This window comes from Jatrophihabitans sp. (assembly GCA_036389035.1).
In the GTDB taxonomy this organism is placed as follows: Bacteria; Actinomycetota; Actinomycetes; order Mycobacteriales; family Jatrophihabitantaceae; genus Jatrophihabitans_A.
Genome location: DASVQQ010000031.1, coordinates 21,984 through 41,668 on the forward strand (window position 1 = coordinate 21,984; position 19,685 = coordinate 41,668).

Below are 19,685 nucleotides of genomic sequence, written 5' to 3' on the forward strand. Positions count from 1 at the left end.
CTTTTGGTCGGACTTCTACTGTGAAAGGTGTTTTCACGTCTGGGAGGCCCCCTGTGTCGTCTGAAAAAGCCGTTCTCGATGCTCTCGCCCATCCGGTGCGCCTGGATGTGCTGACCTACCTAGCCTCAAGGGGGCCGGCGACAGCGTCAGCGTGCGCCCGTGCAGTCGGTGATACGGCCTCCAATTGCAGTTATCACCTGCGCGTCCTGGCCCAGCACAACCTGGTCCAGCCGCAGAAGTCGACAGACGGGCGAGAGCGACCGTGGCGAGCGACGATCACCAGCTTCAACTACGACGATCCACCACCCAGCACTCCGGAGGCTGCCAGTGCGGCGGCGCTCTCGGCGGCGTCGCTTCAACGCGATCAACGCCTAGCCCGTGATTACCTCGCAAGGCGGAGCAGCGCGTCCCCTCAATGGCGTGAGGCTGACAGCTATGCCTCCTACACGCTGAAGGTGACACCAGCAGAACTGCAGACCCTCACTCGCCAGTTGGACGAGCTCATCCGGCCCTTCATCGCCGCAACGCGGGCCGACGCGCCCGCGGGCGCCGAGCTCGCGCACGTCGGGCTCACCGCGTTCCCGCGGAACGATTGGCGATGAAGCCGCCGGCTCCACTGCGGCACCGGGACTTCCGTTCACTGTGGACGGCGGGGCTGATCTCCGACAGCGGGGACTGGCTGCTGCTGATCGCCATCCCGATCGTCGTCTACGACTTCACCGGATCTGCCCTCGGCATGGCGGCGGTGTTCCTGGTCGAACTACTGCCTGGCATATTGCTGGCTCCGCTCGCTGGCCGGCTCGCTGACCGCTGGGATCGTCGGCGACTGCTGCTGACCGTGTCGCTGCTACAGGCGGCGGCGTTGCTTCCGCTCTGGTTCGTCGACAGCCGCGCCGATCTACCGATCCTCTACTTGGTGATCCTGGTAGAGGCGGTACTGCTGACGATCTTCGACCCAGCCAAGAACGCGCTGCTACCCGCACTGTTGCCAGCCGGGCAACTCATGTCGGCGAACGCGCTCATAGGTATGAACCAGAATCTCGGCCGGCTGATCGGTGGACCGCTCGGCGGTCTGCTGCTGGCGACCGGCAATCTCAAGCTCATCGTCGTCGTTGATCTGATCAGTTACGGCTGTGCCGCCGTGCTGATCTGGCGGCTGGACTCGACCGGACCCAGAACCGCAAACCAGCCGCAGTCCGGATCCGAGGTGGTGGCAACCGGTTATGGAGGCTTTTTGACGGTGCTGCGGTCACGGCAGTTGCGCGCCGGCCTGCTCGTTGCTCTGACGGTGCAGATCGCTCAGGGCATTTTCGTGGTGCTGTTCATCGTGTTCGTGGTCCAGCGGCTGCATGGAGGACCAGCCGAGATTGGATTGCTGCGTGGCGTCCAGGCCATTGGGGCGATCGCCGGCGGCGTGGCGCTGGCACTGTTGCCACGCAACGTCGCGCCCGGCAAACTGGTCGCCTGGGCGGCGACGGCAATAGCTCTGATCGAGCTGGTGCTGTGGAACGCGCCGTCGCTGACGACGGCTTGGGCCTTGTACGTCGCGTTGTTCATCCTCGTCGGATCACCAGGAATCGCGGTGGTGACCGGTTTGGTGAGCATCTTCCAGCGAGCGGTGGGCGAGGAGGAGCGCGGCCGGGCGTTCAGCGCGCTCAACCTGGCCATCAACGCCGGCCAGGGAATCGGGATGCTGAGCGCGGGGCTGCTCACTACTACGCTGGGATTGCTCCCGCTGCTCAACGGCGCCGCGGTGCTCTATTTGGTAGCCGGAATCATCGCCGCCCGTTCATTCGCCTGCATGCGGGTCCGAACTCTTAAGCCCGTGGTTGCCCGCTGACTCCGTTAGATCGACTGGCACGACGAGCGCGCCGCTTAGAGTCTGAAATCCGGGTGTTCCTGAGCCGCCATTGATTGGAGCGATCCGTTGACGGCGCGGCACGAGGCGGCAGCACCGCCCAGACGAGCTTCAGATCTGCAGAGTCGGCTCTCCACCCTCGAGGCGCAGCAGATCAGCAACGGTTGCCCGCCCGGGCCACGCGCCGACAGGCATAGTGATCGCATGGACCAGGGTGACCGGTTACTTCTCAGCTCGTCGTTCGGCGCCGCGGCGGTCGCGTACGCAGAGCACCGCCCGAACTACGCGCCGGCCGCGGTGAGCTGGGCGCTGGAGCCCGCGTCCGGCCCGCGGGTGCTCGACCTAGGCGCCGGAACCGGCAAGCTGACCGCGGCGCTGGTCATGCTGGGCGCCGACGTCGTGGCGGTCGAGCCCGATCCGGCGATGCTGGCCGAGTTGCGCCGCGCGTTGCCGACTGTTCGCGCGCTGCCGGGCAGCGCCGAGGCGATACCGCTGCCGGACGGGTCCATCGATGCCGTGGTGGCCGGCAATTCCCTGCACTGGTTCGACATGGAGGTCGCTGGACCCGAGATAGCCAGGGTCCTCACACCCGGCGGCATCCTGGCTGGTCTGTGGAACGTCTTCGACAACCGGGTGGACTGGGTTGCCGGACTCAAGCGGGTCAGCGGCAGCGCGGCCATCGGCCCGCGTGACACGCTCAGCGACTGGCGAGCCGAGACGGCTGATGCCCACCGTCGCGAGGCGGGCGTGGCCGCCCGGTTCGGCTCGCCGGAGCAGGCCGAGTTCCCGCACGGGCAGTGCCGTACCGCGGACTCCCTGGTCGCGACGTTAGCGACGAAGGCAGGTTTGTTGGTCATGCCGGCGCCGGAACGGGAGGCCACCCTGGCTCGGATCCGCGCTTACCTCGCGAGCCGACCCGAGACTGCCCGCGGTGAGTTCATCCTCCCGATGCTGACCGGAGTGCTCCGCGCCCGGCGGCTGTGAAACCCATCAGCTGTTGCCGGCCGCCCGGTCAGCGACAGCCTTCACCGCAGCCTGCAGCGCCGCGGCGGGTGGCGGCGAACCGACGTTCTCGGCGCTGACCTCGACCTCCATCAGCGGGCCGGTCAGGTAGATGAAACTGATGTACACCTTCAGTGGCTCGTCCCCGACCGTGACCGACACGGTCGCCGTGCCCGAGCCGGCCACGTTGGCTGGTCCCGAACCGGGACCGGGTGTGAACTTCACGGAGACGGCTCCCAGGTCGGCGCCTTCCGGCAACGACGTGGCCAGCTCCTTCTTGAGCACCTGGTTGTAGCAGGGGACGAGCTTCGGGCTCTTGAGCATCGCGAGGTCGCTGTCCAGCGAGCTCTGTGACTTGTAGCTGCTGGCTGAGGAGGAGATCGTCGCGTCGCCGAGGCTGTAGTCGTCGGAGTCGGCGGTGGCGACCTTGTCTTCATCGGTGTTCTTGGCGCCGACGCACTTCATCAACTCTTGAGTAGAGCTGTCGTTGCTCTCCGGCTCCGCGGGACTGGCCTGCCAGCCGCCGGGCAGATCGGCTGCCTGCAGAACGATCTTCTTCAGCTGGACCACGGTCGCCGGGGTGACGGTCGGGGACGGCGAAGCCGTCGGCGCGCTCGACGAGGCGGTCGCCGTGCTCGACGCCGTGCTGCTCGACGATGTCCTGGCGCCGTCTGTGGAATCGGAGGAGGAGCCGCCGCAGCCGGCAAGCAGTACTAAAGCACCGGTGAGGGCGCAAACCTTTGAGGAGCGTGTGATCGACATGAGCGGAGAGCTTAATCGCTACTCCGGCTCCTACCGGGCAGAACTGCTGAGATCGGGTGAATCAACTCCGATGGCGCGCTGTCCGGATCGTGCCGAGACGGCCGATGCCACCGTCCCGAGGCGCGCGGTAGTCCTCGGTTTTGAGAACATCCTGCGTTCTTGGCCTGTGTCTCACACTCGCGGTGGGAGCCGCCAGCCCCATTGCCAGGGCCACAGGAACCTCCGCCCGCGGTGCGCCAACTCGTCGTAGGAAAAGGCGGCCAGCCGCCGGTAGGCGTCGGCGAAGGCGCTCTCGTACTGGGCGCGGCTGAAGGTGAGGGCCTGGTCGAGATGCTCCTCCGGACGGGGGTCGAAGCGATCGTCCTCCCACCGAAAGTCTGACCAGGTGACCTCCGCGGCCCCGAAGGTGAGGGCCGCGGTGAGCTGTCCGCACCCGAGGTCCCCGTCGTGGGGGCAGACCAGCAATGCCACGCGCCCCGGCGCTGGGAACTCGTCAGCGCGGCGACCGAGGAACCTGTCCACCGTGTTCGCCACCTCATGGAGCCAGGGCCGGTTCAGCTCTGTCACGTAATCCTGAGCCTGCTCCGCGGCCAGTGTGCGCATCGACTGGCCGTCGACCACCAGATCGAGGAAGTGTGACTCGGGTTGCCGCATGATGTTGCCGTCGAGGAAGGCGCCTGTCGCGACGGCAGGTTCGAGTCGCAGCGTCGCGCACTCCGAGGTCATCGATGATCACCGGCCCGGGAGCTCACAGGCGCCGCAGCGCCGCTGTCGCGGGCCCCACCATGGCCCGCACTGTCTTGCCGTCAGAGAATTCACCCAACGCCTGCATCTCCCAGACGCCTGTCGGAGTGCGTGACAGCGTCACCATCAACACGCCGGTGTTCGGCTGGGATTCGGACAGATCGAAACGGACCAGTTCGGTGTTGGTCCGCGCATCGACGAGGCGGCAGAAAGCCCGCTCGATTTCGGTGAACTTCTGCCCGCGGAATGAGTTTATGGTGAACATCAGGTACTTCACCGCCAACGGCAACTTGCCGAGATCGACCTTGATCTGCTCGTCGTCGCCCGCGCCCTGGCCGGTGAGGTTGTCGCCGGAATGTTTTATCGCGCCGCCGAAGGCCTTCTTGTGACTGAACCACACCAGATCCAGTGCCTGGAACTGGGAGTCGAATGCGATGACGGAGGCGTCGAGGTCGATGTTGCGCCGCCCCGGCGCCGGGTCCCAGCCCAACCCCATGACGACCGAGGTCAGCGGTGGCGCGCCGGTCTTGGTGAGGCTGACGCGTTGGTTCTTGCGAAGATCGACCCGGCCTTTGTCGAGGTTGACCGGGCCGGTGGCGACCGGTGGCGGCGTGGGTGGCATGAATGGCGTGGTCGGCGCCGCAGGCGGTGCGGGCTGGTCGTCGACGGTGATGCCGAAGTCGGTGGCCAGGCCGGCGAGACCGCTTGAGTAGCCCTGCCCGATCGCCCGGAACCTCCACTGCCCGTTACGGCGGTACAGCTCGCCGCCAATGAACGCGGTCTCGGAGGTGGCAGTCATGGCGAACACGGCCAGTTCGGCGCCGGTGTCGGCATCACTGAGCCGTAGCGCGAACTGCGGAACCTGACCGAAGGTGCCGCCGTCCGCGGAGCCGACCAGGACAACCCGATCGATGACGGCCTCGATGCCGGAAAGCCGGATCTCGAGGGTGTCGGCGCCGGGCGCCTTTCCGACGTGCCGAATCGTGGACGCGGCGTGCTGCGGCTGGTTGTAGAAGATGAAGTCGGCGTCGGAGCGGACCTTGCCCGTATCGGTCACCAGCAGCGCAGAGGCGTCGAGGTCGACCGGGCCTCCTGCCCAGGTGAGCGTCGCGCGAACAGCGTCGGCGCCGACCGCGATGTTGGAGCCCATGCTCATGCTCGTCATGAATGGTCATGATGCCGCATGGGATCGGAGTAGGGCCTTGGTTGCTCTGACCGAGCGGAGCAGGAGCTAGTTGGCCTGCGCGACGTAAAGTGGGCTGGCCAAAATCACCTGGTCAGCTTGCAAACCGAAGTCGTTGCTCGCTGCGCCCCAAACCAACCGCTTCGCTACAAACTCAACCTCTTGCAGCGGCCCTTTAGCCTGGCTTGCTGCTAGCTCGGTCGCTCGGAGTTCCCAATCAGGGCCAGCGTCGCCGTAAGGGTCGTCGGCCGCCGTCGGGCCTAGCGCACCGTCTCGCTGAAGAGCGTTAAGCAAAGCGCCTGTCCCGGAGCTGGAGTGGGTCGGCGACTTTCCGCTGCCACCAAAGCTGTGCTCTATCGACCCTCCCAGACCAATTATGGTCTCCGGCGTCTGACCGCCGAAGAAGACGACCTTGGCACTTGCCTCCATGCCATACGGTCCCCATCTCATTGGAATCGATCCCCAGAGGTAGGGACCCGGCTGGTCAATGCTTCCAATTAGCGACTTCTGTTCTAAGTGGGCCAAAACAATCTTTAGGCGGGACGAGAGTGTGTCAGGTCGCGGCGCAGGGCTGAACTCAGCGGTGATCATCTTCAGATTGATGGTCAGCTTCTTGGCGATGCCTTTAAGGACGCCTGGGTCGATTTGAGCGAACAGAGAGTCAATTTTGGGCGGCGACAGGTACATAAACGGCTTCGGCCAGACATCCCACGCTTCTGCACTCATGATCCGAGTGTCTCAGCTCAACAGTGTCTTTGACACAGCGCGTTCGGTTACTGATAAACGTCGGCGACGTGCCCGCATGGCCGCCACCGGCCGGTAGTTATGTGCACAAGCCGACGCCTGACAAAATCGTTCGAGCGAACGAGCCGCGTCCTTTGAGATGAATCACGCGCCAGCCAGTTACCGAACCCACCAACGGCTGCGGGAGTTGCTGGCGCAGCCGCACGCGCTCCACCAACTCGTCGGCTGTAAGTAGTCATGGTCGCCATGTTGGCGACAATGGGGAGACGTCGCGGCGGAGCTTGACCACGCCAAGGTACGCATCACATTGACGTCCCACTCGCACGCAGGACCCCCCTTCAGCGTGAGGCAGCCACTCGCCTCGCCGCGCTTATCTACGGAGCGACTTCATGACTCAGCAGAAAACGACAGTTGCTACCGAGGACCTTGGTGCCGCACTCACCTACCTGGAAGGCCTGGTGCACCTGATTCGCCGCCTGGAAGGCGCTCAGGGGATCGGTCGAACGTTCGCAACTGACCTCGCCCAGTCGCTACAGGACATGGATACTGAAGATTCGTACTACTTCGCCCCGCTTCGATACGAGACTGCGGTCCCCGGCATGGGCTGGGATGCGGTAGCCACGCAAATCGCCGACGTCCGTCATCGTCTGGTTGAGGCATACGGCAATGACGTTCTCTAAGCAGAAGTATCAACGCAGTATCACGAGCCGGACGGGGGGAGTCTGCCGCCGGACGACACAGGGCCCCGATCCCAGCGTTTCCGCGGAACCAGGGCCCTGAGGCTGTCTCAACCAGCGTGTCCGAGGGGGGACTTGAACCCCCACGCCCGTTAAGGGCACTAGCACCTCAAGCTAGCGCGTCTGCCATTCCGCCACCCGGACGAGTGCGAGCAGGAGTCTAGCCGAAGTCGATTCCCATCCCGGGCACTGGTAGGAACTACTCATGACCTCCGCAGCCGAGCAGAGCCAGAGCCAGAGCCCGCAGAGCCAGAGCCCGCAGAGCCGACAGAACACCGTGACCGCCGCCGACGAGGTGGCGACCCTGCTGACCGAGCTCATCCGGATCAACACCTCCAATCCCACCCACGTCGAACGACCGGCCGCGGAGTGGGTGGCCGAGAAGCTGGACGAGGTCGGCATCGCCTCGACCATCCTCGAGGCCGCGCCGGGACGCGCCTCGACTATCGCCCGGGTCACCGGCAGCAACCCGGACCGGCCGCCGCTGCTGATCCACGGCCACCTCGACGTGGTGCCGGCCGACGCCTCGGAGTGGACGGTCGACCCGTTCGCCGGCGAGATCTCCGACGACTACGTCTGGGGCCGGGGCGCGGTGGACATGAAGGACATGGACGCGATGACCCTGGCGGTGATCCGCGAGTGGGCCCGGACCGGCGTGCAGCCCGAGCGCGACATCGTGCTGGCCTTCGTCTCCGACGAGGAGGCCGGCGGCAAGCAGGGCGCGCACTGGCTGGTGGACAACCACCCCGACTACTTCGCCGACTGCACCGAGGCGATCAGCGAGGTCGGCGGCTTCTCGGTCACGGTGGGCGCCGACCTGCGGCTGTACCCGCTGCAGACGGCGGAGAAGGGCATCGGCTGGCTGAAGCTGCGGGCCGAGGGGCGGCCCGGGCACGGCTCGATGATCCACGGCCACAACGCGGTCACCGAGCTGGCCAAGGCGGTCAGCCGGATCGGCCAGCACGAGTTTCCGATCCACGTCACCCCGACCGTCCGGCAGTTCCTGACCACGCTCGGCGAGGTGACCGGGCTGCCGATCGACCCCGATGATCCGGAGCCCGCGCTCAAGCACCTCGGCGCGATGGCCCGGATGATCGGCGCCAGCCTGCGCAACACGGCCAACCCGACCATGCTGCAGGCCGGCTACAAGGCGAACGTGATTCCGTCCAGCGCCGAGGCGACCATCGACACCCGGTTCCTGCCGGGTTACGAGTCCGAGCTTTTCGACACCATCGACGAGCTGATCGGCGAGCACGTCAGCCGCGAGTTCATCACCAAGGACATCGCCGTGGAGACCGGCTTCGACGGCGCCGTGGTGGACGCGATGGCCGCGGCCCTGAAGGCCGAGGACCCGAACGGCGTGCCGGTGCCCTACCTGATGTCCGGTGGCACCGACGCCAAGTCCTTCTCGCTGCTCGGCATCCGCAACTTCGGGTTCTCACCGCTGCTGCTGCCGCCCGAGCTGGACTTCTCCTCGCTGTTCCACGGCATCGACGAGCGGGTGCCGGTCAGCGCGCTGCAGTTCGGCGTCCGGGTGCTGGATCGGTTCCTGCGCAGCTGCTGAGCGGTGCGAGTCAGGCGCTGAGGCCCGGCATCGGCACCGGCTCGGCGGCCCGTCGCTTGCGCCTGAGCAGGACCTGACGCGAGCCGTCGGAGTATCTGCGTACGCGGGCGAGTTCCCAGCCGCCGTACTCGGCGTGCAATGCGAGCCGCACCGCCGCGTTCACCCTCGTGACGTCGGAGGGGATCCGCAGCGGTGCGTACTCCCAGTCTGGGTCGGCGTCCGCCATGGTCTGGGTCGGCATGGCTCAATTGTGCCCCTGCCAGGCCGCCCGCTGTCCAGCGACAGCCGCCTACTTCGACCGGCGGGCCGGAGGCCGTTGATCAGCGTGGTGGCCTGGCCGGCGGCGCGCCAGGCCGCACCGCCGTCAGCGCGCCCGCACGGTCACGGTGTGCAGCCCGGTCGCGCCGGACGGGAACGGGTCGCTGTCCGCCGTGACCTGCGGGTTGCCGTCCTGGTCGAAGGCCCGCACTCGCAGCCGGTGCTGCCCGGCCGACTCCGGCGTCCAGAGGTAGACCCACTGCCGCCAGGTGTCCACCGACGGAACCGGCGCTAACCTGGCCGGCTGCCAGGCGCCGTCGTCGACCTGCAGCTCCACCCGGGAGACGCCCACCTGCTGGGCCCAGGCCACCCCGGCGACCGGCACCGTCGAACCCACCGCGACGGCTCCCGGCGGCACCGGCCGGTCGATCCGGGATGCCAGCTTGATCGGCCCCTGGGCCGCCCAGCCGCCCTTCACCCAGTAGGCCTGGTAGTCGGCGAAGGTGGTGGCCCGCAGCTCGGTGATCCACTTGCAGGCCGAGACGTAGCCGTACAGGCCGGGCACCACCATCCGGACCGGAAAGCCGTGCGCGGCGGTCAGCGGCTCGCCGTTCATGCCGACGGCCAGCATCGCGTCCCGGCCGTCCATCACCACCGCGGTCGGCGAGCCGATCGTCATGCCGTCGCTGGACGAGGCGACCAGCTGGTCGGCGCGCGGCGAGATGCCGGCCTCGCGGAGCAGGTCGGCCAGCAGCACCCCGCGGAAGGTCGCGTTGCCGATCAGGTCACCGCCCACCTCGTTGGAGACGCAGGCCAGGGTGATCCAACGCTCCACCAGCGGTCTGGCCAGCAGATCGGCGAAGCTCAGCGTCAAGGGCCGCTCGACCATGCCGGAGATGCGCAGCTTCCAGGTGTCGGGATCGAGCTGCGGCACCCTCAGCGCGGTGTCGATCCGGTAGAAGCGGTCCACCGGGGTCCGGAACGGGTACCCGTTCTTGCCCAGGTCGAAGTTGTTGGCGCCGGCCGTGCCGCCGGCGGCCCCGGCCGAGGGCGACGAGCCGGGGCCCGACACCGGTTCGGGCAGCCGGATCGCCGCCCGGGCCGCCGAGACGTCGTAGCGGCGACGCTGTAGCGCCCGACCGCCCAGAACTCCGAACACCGCCAGGCCGGCGCCGATCAGCCCGCCCTGCAGGAACCGGCGCCGATCGGCCAGCAGAGCCCCCGGTGGGCGGGGCTCGAACGCGGTGCCGGCGGCGGCCCGGACCAGCGCGGCGAGGGCGGCCATCGCGGCCAGCGCCCCGACGATCGAGGGCAGCGCGTCGCTGGTGCGGGAGGCGTTGGCGGTCAGCGCGCAATAGCCGCCCAGCACCCCGAGCAGCGCGATGCCGGCCAGCCCCAGCCGCAGGGACCGCATCGCCAGCAGCCCGATCAACACCGCTAGCACCGCCAGCACCGCATAGATCCCGCCCAGCAGGACGGCCTTGTCAGCGGTGCCGAACTGCTCGATCGCCCACCTCTTCACCGGTTCGGGGGTGAGCAGGATGAACCGGTTGCCCACCGCGATCACCGGTGAGGCCGCCGGCCGGAGCAGGGCGGCGACCAGCTCGCCGACGCCGACCGCCACGCCGGCGGCCAGCAGGCCGACCGCGGCCGGAACCGCGAGCCGGCGCAGGGGGAGGGTCACCTGTCCATTCTGACCCGGCCCGCCGGCCTCGGTTGGCGGGACCGCGCCGATCGTTGGCCCCGGGGCAGGGTGCTGCTTGGTGTGTCGCCCTGCTGCGCGGCCAACGATCAGCCAGCTGACCCGGCTCGCCAGCTGGGCGGGGCGTCAGCGTTCGGAGGCCGAGTGCAGGGCCGTCACCAGCATCGTCCGGCGGGGTTTGGCCCCGATGTCGCGGACGGCGCGGGCCAGCGCGGGGCCGCTGCCGTGCACCACCGACAGGTGCGCCCGGGCCCGGGTCAGCGCGGTGTAGACCAGCGGCCGGGACAGCATCCGCCCGGCCTCCGGCGGCAACACCACGATCACGCCCCGGAACTCCGAGCCCTGCGCCCGGTGCACCGTGATCGCCCAGCCGTGGCTGATGTCGGCCAGCGTCTTGCCCGACACCTCGGCCAGCGCGGGGGTCGTGGTGCCGAAGTCGATGGTGACCACCTTGTCGCGGACCGCGGTCACCGTGCCCACCTCGCCGTTGGCGAAACCGGTCGGGCTGGCCTCGAGGTGGTTGGCGGTGGCCACCACCCGGTCACCGGGGTCGAACCGGTTGGCGCTCTTGCGAAAGGGCGAGGGGTTGAGCCGGGCCTTGAGGGCGGCGTTGAGTTCGATGGTGCCGGCCGGGCCGCGGTGCACCGGGGTGACGACCTGGATCTGATCGGCCTCGATTCCCAGCGCCCGCGGGATCGAGTCGGTCATCAGCTGCACCACCCGGTGGGCGCAGTCGGCCGACCCGCGGGCCGGGACGATCACCACCTCGCGATCGGGGGAGTCGACCGCCGGCAGCTGGCCGGACCGCACCGCGGTGGCCAGCCGGGCGATCGCGCCACCGGCGTCCTGGCGGTACAGGGTGGCCAGCTCCACCACCGGGACGGCGCCGGAGGCGATCAGGTCGGCCAGCACCTGGCCCGGCCCGATCGAGGGCAGCTGCGCCGAATCACCCACGATCATCAGGTGGGTGCCGTCGGCGCAGGCCCGCAGCAACGCCGCGGCCAGCTCCACGTCCAGCATCGATGCCTCGTCGACGACCACCAGGTCCTCATCCAGCGGCCAGTCCGCGCCGCGGGCGAACCCGGCGCTGAAGTCGATCTCTCCGCTGTCGCCGGAGCGCGGCTGGACGCCCAGCAGCCGGTGGATGGTCATCGCCTCGGCATCGCAGAGCTCGGCCAGCCGCTTGGCGGCCCGGCCGGTGGGCGCGGCCAGCGCGACCGACTTGCCGACCCGGGCGGCCTCGCGCACCACGGTGGCCACGGTCCGGCTCTTGCCGGTGCCGGGGCCGCCGGTCAGCACGCTGACCCCGTGGGTCAGGGCGTTGCCGACCGCGCTGCGCTGCACCTCATCCAGCCCGTCCGGCTCACGGTCCTGGTCGGCGGGCGCGGCTGGCGTCGCGGTGGCCGGCATGTCGGACTTCGCGGCGGCGCTCTTCTTGGACCGGCGGGGCTTCTTGGCCGGCGGCAGCAAGGGCTTGGCCGAGCCGACCAGCCGGTGCACCGACTCGGCGATCTCGGCCTCGGCCGCCGCGTAGCGGGCCAGCGCCAGCATCGGCTCGGCCGCCAACGGCGCAGGCCCAGCCGACTCCACCAACCCAGCAGGCCCAGCAGGCCCAGCAGGCCCAGCAGGCCCAGCCGGCCCAGCAGGCTGGACGGCCGCCGCCCGCACCGCCTCACCGGCGCAGGCGTCGGCGATCGCCCGGTCCGGGTCCGGGATCCGGTAGAGCTCCAGATCCAGGCGCACCTCCGACACCGGCCACACGGTGTGGCCCTCGCGCGCCACCCGGGCCAGCACGAAGCCCACCAGGGCCCGGGACCGGCGCGGGTCCGACAGCTCGACGCCGGCGATCGCCACCCGGGCCAGCGCGTCGGCGTCGGGCACGTCCACCCCGGGCAGTTGAAGCAGCCGCCACGGGTCATCGCGCAGCAGCCGGTGCGCGCCGGCCCCGAACACCTCGACCGCCCGCCCGGCCAGCCGGGCCGGCAGGCCGGCGGCAAGCAGCAGCTGGACCACCTCGTAGGCCGGCTGGGCGGCCAGGTACGCCGAGAACAACCGGCCGGCCCGGAGCTGGCCCACCCTGGGCAGCCGGATCAGCGCCGCGACGCTGACATCCTGCGGGCCGCGGATGCCGGCCTCGGCCAGCTCGGCCGCCAACGTGGTGCCCAGCCCCGGCCACAACCCGGCCGAGCAGAACGCGGCGAACGCCTGATCGGCCGGGTGCTCAGTCGGAGACGCTCCGGTCAGCGGACGTCCTCGGGGTAGCCGAACCAGGGCGCGGACACGTCATCGAGGGCCAGCTGGATCTCCAGCGGCAGCTCGACGGCCAGCGACTGCACCGCGGCGGTCAGCTGGCCGAGGGTCCGGGCGCCGACGATGGCGGCGGCCACCCCGGGCCGGTTGCGCAGCCACGACAGCGCGACCGTGATCGGCGAGGTGGCCAGCCCGTCCGCGGCGGTGGCCACCGCCTCGACGATGCCCACCTGCCGGCCGTCGGAGTAACTGGCGAGGCTGCGGCCCTGCGCCGCGCCGCGGGAGTCCGAGGGCACCCCGTGCCGGTACTTGCCGGTCAGCACGCCGCCGCCCAGCGGCGAGTACGCCAGGATCCCCAGGCCCAGCTCGGCGCAGGCCGGCAGCACCTCGCGCTCCACGCCGCGCTCCAGCAGCGAGTACCGCACCTGGTTGGAGACCAGCGGCGTCCGGCCCGGCACCGCCCGCTGCCAGGTCGCGGCCTGGGCGGTACGCCAACCGCAGTAGTTCGACAGCCCCGCGTAGCGCACCTTGCCGGAGTTGACCGCGGCGTCCAGCGCCGACAGGGTCTCCTCGGCCGGCACGCTCTGGTCGACGGTGTGCACCTGCCACAGGTCCAGGTGATCGACGCCGAGGTTGGTCAGCGACGCGTCCAGGGCGTCCAGCAGCGCGCCGCGGGAGGTGTTCACCGACCGCTGATCGCCGTCCCAGCTCAGGCCGGCCTTGGAGGCCAGCAGCAACTCCGACCGGGGCACCACGTCGGCGATCAGGGCGCCCAGGATGCGCTCGGAGTCGCCCTGGGAGTACGAGGACGCCGTGTCGACCAGGGTTCCGCCGGCGTCGTGGAAGGCCACCAGGATGGCCGCGGCCTCGTCCGGGTCGGTGCCGGCTCCCCAGGTCATGGTCCCCAAGCCCAGCCGGGACACCTTGAGGCCGCTCCGTCCCAGCGCGCGCAGTTCCACGGGGCAGAACCTAGTGCACCGGCCGGGCGCCGGTCGGGACGCGCACCGCCATGCCTGCCCTACCGACGGGTAGCCGCTGCCCGTTGTCGTATCGTGACCGGCGTGAAACTCGGACTGAACCTCGGCTACTGGGGCATGGGCAACGATGCCGACAACCTGGCCCTGGCCCGGGAAGCCGATGTCCTCGGCTACTCCTGCGCCTGGGCGGCCGAGGCCTACGGCTCGGACGTGCCCACGGTGCTGGCCTGGGTGGGTGCGCAGACCGAGCAGATCGGGCTGGGCAGCTCGATCCTGCAGATCCCGGCTCGCAGCCCGGCGATGGCGGCGATGACCGCGGCCACCCTGGACACCCTGTCCGGGGGCCGGTTCCGGCTGGGGCTCGGGGTGTCGGGCCCGCAGGTCTCCGAAGGCTGGCACGGCGTCCGGTTCTCCCAGCCGCTGGCCCGCACCCGGGAATACGTCGACATCGTCAACCTGGCGCTGAGCCGCAAGCGGGTGCGCTACGAGGGCCGGCACTACACGCTGCCGCTGCCCGACGGCCCCGGCAAGGCGCTGCAGCTCACCGTCCACCCGGTCCGCGAGCACATCCCCATCTACCTGGCCTCGGTCGGCCCCAAGAACCTCGAGCTGACCGGTGAGATCGCCGACGGCTGGCTGTCGATCTTCTTTTCCACCGGCGGCTACGCCGCCGAGCAGCTGGCGCTGATCTCAGCCGGTCGCGCCAAGGTCGGCAAGGACCTCGACGGTTTCGACGTGGTGGCCAGCGTGCCGCTGCTGGTGTCAGCCGAGGGCGCTGACCTGCAGGCGCTGGCCGAGCCGGTCCGCGGCTACGCCGCCCTCTACATCGGCGGCATGGGCAGCAAGGACGTCAACTTCTACAACCAGCTCGCGGTGCGGATGGGCTACCAGGCCGAAGCCGCCGAAATCCAGAGCCGCTACCTGGCCCGCGACTACGAGGGCGCCGCGGCCGCGGTGCCGTTCGAGTTCATCGACTCCACCTCGCTGCTCGGCCCGCCGGCCCGGATCGCCCAGCGGATGGCGGAGTTCGCCGCCGCCGGGGTGACCACGCTCAACGTGATGCCCTACGCCGCCACCCTGGAGGAACGGTTGACCAGCCTGCGGACAGCCGCCGAGGCGCTGCGCGAGTCAGGGGCCGCGACGTGAGCCGGCTCGGACCGCTCCTGAGCGGCCCGGGCGCCCGATGAGCGCCGAGGTGTCCGTCCTGCAGGCGGCGTTCTACGGCGTCGTGCAGGGGCTGACCGAATTCCTGCCGATCTCCTCCACGGGGCACCTGCGGATCCTGCAGGCCTGGCTGAACCCCGACGTCGACCAACCCGGCTTCACCGCCTTCACCGCCGTCATCCAGCTCGGCACGATGGCCGCGGTGGTGCTGTTCTTCTGGCGGGAGCTGCTGCACGTCTCGGTGGCCTGGCTGCGTGGCCTGGTCGACAGCCGGGTCCGCGGCTCGCTGGAGTACCGGATGGGCTGGTACCTGATCCTGGCCACCATCCCGGTCGGGGTGTTCGGCCTGATCTTCTCCAAACAGATCGAGACCGGGGCCCGCAATCTGTGGCTGATCGCCAGCGCGTTGATCGTGCTGGCGCTGGTGCTGCTGGTCGCCGAGCGGCGCGGCACCCAGACCCGGACGGAGGAGGACATCACCACCAAGGACGCCCTGGTGGTGGGCGTGGCCCAGTCCCTTGCCCTGATCCCGGGGGTGTCCCGGTCCGGGGCGACCATCACCGCCGGACTGTTCCAGGGCCTGGACCGGGTGACGGCGGCCAGGTTCTCGTTCCTGATGTCGGTGCCGGCGGTGGTGGCCTCCGGCCTGTTCGAGGCCCGCAAGATCGGCGAGGAGGGCGCGCCCGGAATGGGGGTGACCGTGGTGGCCACGGTGATCTCGTTCATCGTCGGGCTGGCCTCGATCGCCTGGCTGCTGAAGTTCGTCTCCCGGCACTCCACCATGTCGTTCATCGTCTACCGGGTCGCGCTCGGGGTGCTGCTGCTCGGGCTGCTGGCCAGCGGCGCCGTGTCGGCGACCTAGGCCGACGCATGCCCACTGTCCTGCTCCTGCGACACGGCCTGACCGCGATGACCGGTCCGGTGCTGGCCGGACGAACGCCGGCGGTGCACCTCGACGAGCGCGGCCAGGCACAGGCGGCCGCGGTCGCCGACCGGTTGGCGGTGCTGCCGCTGGCGGCGGTGCGGACCAGCCCGCTGGAACGCTGCGCCGAGACCGCCCGGGCGGTCACCCGGGCGCAGCAGGCGGCCGGCCGGACGGTGCCCCAGCGCTCGGACCGGCGGCTGCTGGAATGCGACTACGGCGACTGGACCGGCCGCGAGATCAGGTCGCTGGCCAAGGACCCGCTGTGGGCGGTGGTGCAGGCGCACCCGTCCGGGGTCACCTTTCCCGGCGGCGAGTCGATGGCCGCGATGGCTGAGCGGGCGGTCCGCGCGGTCCGCGGCGTCGACGCCCAACTGGCGGCCGGCGAGGGCGACCACGCGCTCTGGGTGGCCTGCAGCCACGGCGACGTGATCAAGGCCATCCTGGCTGACGCGCTGGGCCTGCACCTGGACCTGTTCCAGCGGCTGGTGGTCGATCCGTGTTCGGTGTCGGCGATCCGCTACACCGCCGGCCGGCCGTTCGTGCTGAGCATGAACGACACCACCGGCGACCTCAGCCGGTTCCTGCCGCCCAAGCCGAGGGCCGGCGCCCGCAGGCGGCGGGCCGCATCCTCGGATGCGACCGTCGGAGGTGGTGCCGGAGCCGGAGCCGTCTAGGCTGATCGCAATGAGCCGTCAGTTCTTTTTCTTCGATCAGCCGCGACGCTTCGTCGTAGGCACCGTCGGCCAACCCGGCGAACGCGTGTTCTACCTGCAGGCCGCCGACGACAGCCGAATCGTCAGCGTGGCGCTGGAGAAGTCACAGGTGCTGGTGCTGGCCGAGCGGCTGGAGCAACTGATCACCGAGGTGGCCACCCGCACCGGTTTCGAGGTGCCCGAGGCGGTCTCGCCCGACACCGGGCCGCTGGAGAACCCGATCGACGAGGAGTTCCGGGTGGCGGCCATGGGACTGGCCTATGACACCGAATCCGGGTTGATCATCGTCGAGGCCCAGGCGCCGGCGGAGACGCCCGAAGAGGCCGAGGCCAGCCTGCTCGAAGACATCGAGGACGGTCCCGACGCGTTGCGGGTGCGGCTGGCGCACCAGGCTGCCGTCGACTTCATCGAGCGGGCCCGCCGGGTGATCGCGGCCGGCCGGCCGCCGTGCCCGCTGTGCAACGAGCCGCTGGACTCGGCCGGTCACGTCTGCCCGCGCAGCAACGGCTACCGGCGGCAAGTCCGGTTGGGGTCGAGTGACTGAGCTCACCCCGCCGGTGGCGATGCCGGTGCTGGACGCTCTGGAGCTGCTCGAACGAGGCGAGATCACGATCCAGGGCCGGATCACCACGGCCTCCAACGCCACCCTGTACTGCGGCATCGAACTCGACGGCGTGGCGGCGGCCTGCGTGTACAAGCCGGTCGTGGGGGAGCGGCCGCTGTGGGACTTTCCGGACGGCACGCTGGCCGAGCGCGAGGTGGCGACCTACCTGGTGGCCGCGGCGACCGGCTGGGAGCCGGTGCCGCCGACCGTGCTGCGCGAGGGGCCGATGGGCACCGGCATGGTGCAGCTGTGGATCGCCCACGACGACTCCTTCGACATCGTGGACGCGATCAACTCCGGACGGTCCCGGGCGCTGCAGCGGATGGCGCTGCTGGACGCGGTGGTCAACAACTCCGACCGCAAGGTCTCACACCTGCTGCCGGTCGTCGGGGACCTGCCGGAGCCGGAGCCGCACGTCTACGGCGTGGATCACGGGGTGAGCTTCGGCACCGAGAACAAGCTGCGCACCGTGCTGTGGCAGTGGGCCGGGGACCCGATCCCGGACGAGGGCGTCGACGTGCTGCGCCGGCTGGCCGGGCTGCTCGAGCAGGACCTCGGCGAGCGGTTGTCGCGGTTGCTCACCACGGCAGAGGTTCGGGCGGCCCGGCGGCGGGTGCAGCGGCTGCTGGCCAAGGGCAAGTTTCCGATGCCGCCCACCGACTGGCCGGCAGTTCCGTACCCGCCGTACTAGCCGTACCCGCCGTACTAGCCGTACCCGCTGTGTTTGACGTTGCTAGTCGCGGCTGCCGGCCAGTTCGGCCAGCCGGTCCAGGGTGGCGATCATGCCGGCCCGGTTGCGTTGCGGAAACCGCAGCAGCACCAGGGCCAGCCGGTTCGGCGCGCCGCGGGCATCCCATTCCTCGGTGACCTCGGTGCCGCCGGCCACCTCGGTGAACCGATACCGCCAGATGTGGCCGTTGAAGTGCCGCCAGCCGATCAGCGCCGGCTCGTCGAACTCCACCACGGTGTTGCGGATCCGGTAGTCCGCCGCCAGGTGCATGTCCATCGAGAAGGTGGCGCCCAGGCTGAGCCGGGCGGGACCGCCCGGGCGGACGGCCTTCACCGAACCGGAGCCGTCGATCAACGGGTGCTGGGCCGGGTCGGCGAGCACGTCGAACAGCCATTGCCGATCGGCCTGGATCAGCCTGGTCACCGACACCAGGTAGCGCGAGGAGGTAGTCACCGCCAAGTTCTACCCCAGGACCGCCCGGCGGATGGCATCGGAATCAGCGGCGGCTACCGTACTGGCATGCAGTCCTGGCCCACCATCGACGTGCCGGCGTTGCCGGGAGACCCGCGGCCGCTGAGGCTCTATGACACCGCGGCGGACGAGGTCAGGGCCACCGCGCCGGGCTCCACCGCCAAGCTCTACGTGTGCGGGATCACCCCGTATGACGCGACCCATCTGGGGCACGCCGCGACCTACCTGGCCTTTGACCTGGTGCAGCGGCAATGGCTGGACGCCGGGCACCGGGTGCACTACGTCCAGAACGTCACCGACATCGACGACCCGCTGCTGGAGCGGGCGGCCGCGACCGGCGTGACCTGGTCAGAGCTGGCCGAGCGCGAGACCGAGCTGTACCGCCAGGACATGGCCGCGCTGCGGGTGCTGGCGCCGACCGAGTACGTCGGCGTGGTGGAGTCGATGGACGAGATCGCCGAGGCGGTGGCCAAGCTGCTGGCCGATGACCACGCCTACCGGTTAGAAGGTGACATCTACGCCCGGACGTCGGCCAGCGGCCGTTTCGGCTACGAGTCCCGCTACTCCCGCGAGCGGATGCTCACGTTGTTCGCCGAGCGCGGCGGTGACCCCGACCGGCCCGGCAAGCAGGACCCGCTGGACGCGCTGCTGTGGCGTGGCCGCCGCGACGGCGAGCCGTTCTGGGACACCGCGGTCGGGGCCGGCCGGCCGGGCTGGCACGTCGAGTGCTCGGTGATCGCCCGCAACCGGCTGGGCATGGGCATCGACGTGCAGGGCGGTGGCTCGGACCTGCGGTTCCCCCATCACGAGCACTCGGCCGCGCACGCCGAGGCGCTCACCGGCGAGTGGCCGTTCGCCCGGCACTACGTGCACGCCGGCATGATCGGGCTGGACGGGGAGAAGATGAGCAAGTCCCGGGGAAACCTGGTGTTCGTCTCCAAGCTGCGCGGGGCCGGCGTCGACCCGATGGCGATCCGGCTGGCGCTGCTGGACGGGCACTACCGCAGCGACCGGGAGTGGACCGGCGGCCGGCTGCCGGCCGCCGAGCGGCGGCTGGCCACCTGGCGCCAGGCCTGCTCGGCGGCGGCCGGCCCGGCGGCCCTGCCGGTGCTGGATCGGGTGCGCGACCGGCTGGCCGATGACCTGGACACCGGCGGGGCGATCACGGCGCTGGACCGGTGGGCCAGGCTGACGCTGGAGCAGACCGCCGGCGCGGCCGACCCGGCGGCCCCGGACCTGGTGGCCCGCACCGTGGACGCCCTGCTCGGCGTCAAGCTGTAGCCGGTCGGCGCGGGGC

General features: G+C 70.0%; 20 protein-coding genes and 1 tRNA gene. 11 read left to right on the forward strand and 10 right to left on the reverse strand.

The features are described from left to right. Positions 1-53: 53 nt before the first annotated feature. The 3 genes from VF557_16405 to VF557_16415 all read left to right on the forward strand — a co-directional run bounded on the left by VF557_16405 (position 54) and on the right by VF557_16415 (position 2,842). Positions 54-602, forward strand: a complete 549-nt coding sequence (locus tag VF557_16405; GenBank protein HEX8081795.1) for a helix-turn-helix domain-containing protein — start codon at positions 54-56, stop codon at positions 600-602. Next, positions 599-1,840 carry an MFS transporter gene (locus tag VF557_16410; protein HEX8081796.1) on the forward strand — a complete coding sequence of 414 codons (1,242 nt, stop codon included), beginning with the start codon at positions 599-601 and terminating at the stop codon, positions 1,838-1,840. Before VF557_16405 ends, VF557_16410 begins: the two co-directional genes overlap by 4 nt. A gap of 222 nt (positions 1,841-2,062) precedes the next feature. Then, positions 2,063-2,842, forward strand: a complete 780-nt coding sequence (locus VF557_16415) for a class I SAM-dependent methyltransferase (protein ID HEX8081797.1) — start codon at positions 2,063-2,065, stop codon at positions 2,840-2,842. A 6-nt stretch (positions 2,843-2,848) separates the two neighbouring features. Here the strand turns inward: VF557_16415 and VF557_16420 are convergent, their stop codons facing one another. The 4 genes from VF557_16420 to VF557_16435 all read right to left on the reverse strand — a co-directional run bounded on the left by VF557_16420 (position 2,849) and on the right by VF557_16435 (position 6,275). Next, a complete protein-coding gene (locus tag VF557_16420; protein ID HEX8081798.1) occupies positions 2,849-3,430 on the reverse strand; it encodes a hypothetical protein in 582 nt (193 codons plus the stop codon). Between the two features lie 363 nt (positions 3,431-3,793). After that, positions 3,794-4,348 (reverse strand): hypothetical protein, encoded by a 555-nt coding sequence (locus tag VF557_16425; GenBank protein HEX8081799.1) that lies wholly within the window; start codon positions 4,346-4,348, stop codon positions 3,794-3,796. Between the two features lie 22 nt (positions 4,349-4,370). Next, positions 4,371-5,516 (reverse strand): TerD family protein, encoded by a 1,146-nt coding sequence (locus VF557_16430; protein HEX8081800.1) that lies wholly within the window; start codon positions 5,514-5,516, stop codon positions 4,371-4,373. 81 nt (positions 5,517-5,597) lie between these two features. Next, positions 5,598-6,275 carry an SAVMC3_10250 family protein gene (locus VF557_16435; GenBank protein ID HEX8081801.1) on the reverse strand — a complete coding sequence of 226 codons (678 nt, stop codon included), beginning with the start codon at positions 6,273-6,275 and terminating at the stop codon, positions 5,598-5,600. Between the two features lie 407 nt (positions 6,276-6,682). On the opposite strand from VF557_16435, the gene VF557_16440 reads away from it, so the two are divergent. After that, positions 6,683-6,973, forward strand: coding sequence for a hypothetical protein (locus VF557_16440; GenBank protein HEX8081802.1), 291 nt, complete (start codon positions 6,683-6,685; stop codon positions 6,971-6,973). 117 nt (positions 6,974-7,090) lie between these two features. Here VF557_16440 and VF557_16445 read toward each other — a convergent pair. Next, positions 7,091-7,174: transfer RNA gene (locus tag VF557_16445), tRNA-Leu, on the reverse strand. 61 nt (positions 7,175-7,235) lie between these two features. On the opposite strand from VF557_16445, the gene VF557_16450 reads away from it, so the two are divergent. Continuing rightward, on the forward strand, positions 7,236-8,594 hold the full coding sequence (locus VF557_16450; protein HEX8081803.1) for a M20/M25/M40 family metallo-hydrolase: 1,359 nt from the start codon (positions 7,236-7,238) through the stop codon (positions 8,592-8,594). Between the two features lie 10 nt (positions 8,595-8,604). Here VF557_16450 and VF557_16455 read toward each other — a convergent pair whose 3' ends face one another. The 4 genes from VF557_16455 to VF557_16470 form a co-directional block, all read right to left on the reverse strand. After that, the gene (locus VF557_16455) at positions 8,605-8,835 is read right to left on the reverse strand and encodes a DUF5703 family protein (GenBank protein HEX8081804.1); all 231 of its coding nucleotides are present in this window, start codon (positions 8,833-8,835) and stop codon (positions 8,605-8,607) included. A gap of 123 nt (positions 8,836-8,958) precedes the next feature. Then, complete coding sequence (locus tag VF557_16460; GenBank protein HEX8081805.1) at positions 8,959-10,536, reverse strand: molybdopterin-dependent oxidoreductase; 1,578 nt, start codon at positions 10,534-10,536, stop codon at positions 8,959-8,961. A gap of 144 nt (positions 10,537-10,680) precedes the next feature. Beyond that, positions 10,681-12,708, reverse strand: a complete 2,028-nt coding sequence (locus tag VF557_16465; protein ID HEX8081806.1) for an AAA family ATPase — start codon at positions 12,706-12,708, stop codon at positions 10,681-10,683. 86 nt (positions 12,709-12,794) lie between these two features. Then, entirely contained in the window at positions 12,795-13,763 is a 969-nt protein-coding gene (locus VF557_16470) for an aldo/keto reductase (GenBank protein ID HEX8081807.1), read from the reverse strand. Between the two features lie 102 nt (positions 13,764-13,865). On the opposite strand from VF557_16470, the gene VF557_16475 reads away from it, so the two are divergent. Genes VF557_16475 through VF557_16495 form a run of 5 tightly spaced genes read left to right on the forward strand, consistent with a single transcriptional unit; the run spans position 13,866 to position 17,878 of the window. Continuing rightward, a complete protein-coding gene (locus tag VF557_16475) occupies positions 13,866-14,927 on the forward strand; it encodes an LLM class F420-dependent oxidoreductase (protein HEX8081808.1) in 1,062 nt (353 codons plus the stop codon). Positions 14,928-14,964: 37 nt separating this feature from the next. Further along, positions 14,965-15,807 carry an undecaprenyl-diphosphate phosphatase gene (locus tag VF557_16480; protein HEX8081809.1) on the forward strand — a complete coding sequence of 281 codons (843 nt, stop codon included), beginning with the start codon at positions 14,965-14,967 and terminating at the stop codon, positions 15,805-15,807. Positions 15,808-15,815: 8 nt separating this feature from the next. Beyond that, entirely contained in the window at positions 15,816-16,544 is a 729-nt protein-coding gene (locus tag VF557_16485; protein ID HEX8081810.1) for an MSMEG_4193 family putative phosphomutase, read from the forward strand. A 10-nt stretch (positions 16,545-16,554) separates the two neighbouring features. Next, positions 16,555-17,127, forward strand: a complete 573-nt coding sequence (locus VF557_16490; protein HEX8081811.1) for a DUF3090 domain-containing protein — start codon at positions 16,555-16,557, stop codon at positions 17,125-17,127. Beyond that, complete coding sequence (locus VF557_16495; GenBank protein HEX8081812.1) at positions 17,120-17,878, forward strand: SCO1664 family protein; 759 nt, start codon at positions 17,120-17,122, stop codon at positions 17,876-17,878. Before VF557_16490 ends, VF557_16495 begins: the two co-directional genes overlap by 8 nt. A gap of 42 nt (positions 17,879-17,920) precedes the next feature. Here VF557_16495 and VF557_16500 read toward each other — a convergent pair whose 3' ends face one another. Next, positions 17,921-18,370 (reverse strand): SRPBCC family protein, encoded by a 450-nt coding sequence (locus VF557_16500; GenBank protein ID HEX8081813.1) that lies wholly within the window; start codon positions 18,368-18,370, stop codon positions 17,921-17,923. Between the two features lie 66 nt (positions 18,371-18,436). Here VF557_16500 and mshC point away from each other — a divergent pair, with 66 nt between their 5' ends. Further along, entirely contained in the window at positions 18,437-19,669 is a 1,233-nt protein-coding gene (mshC, locus tag VF557_16505; protein HEX8081814.1) for a cysteine--1-D-myo-inosityl 2-amino-2-deoxy-alpha-D-glucopyranoside ligase, read from the forward strand. The last annotated feature ends 16 nt before the right edge of the window (positions 19,670-19,685 follow it).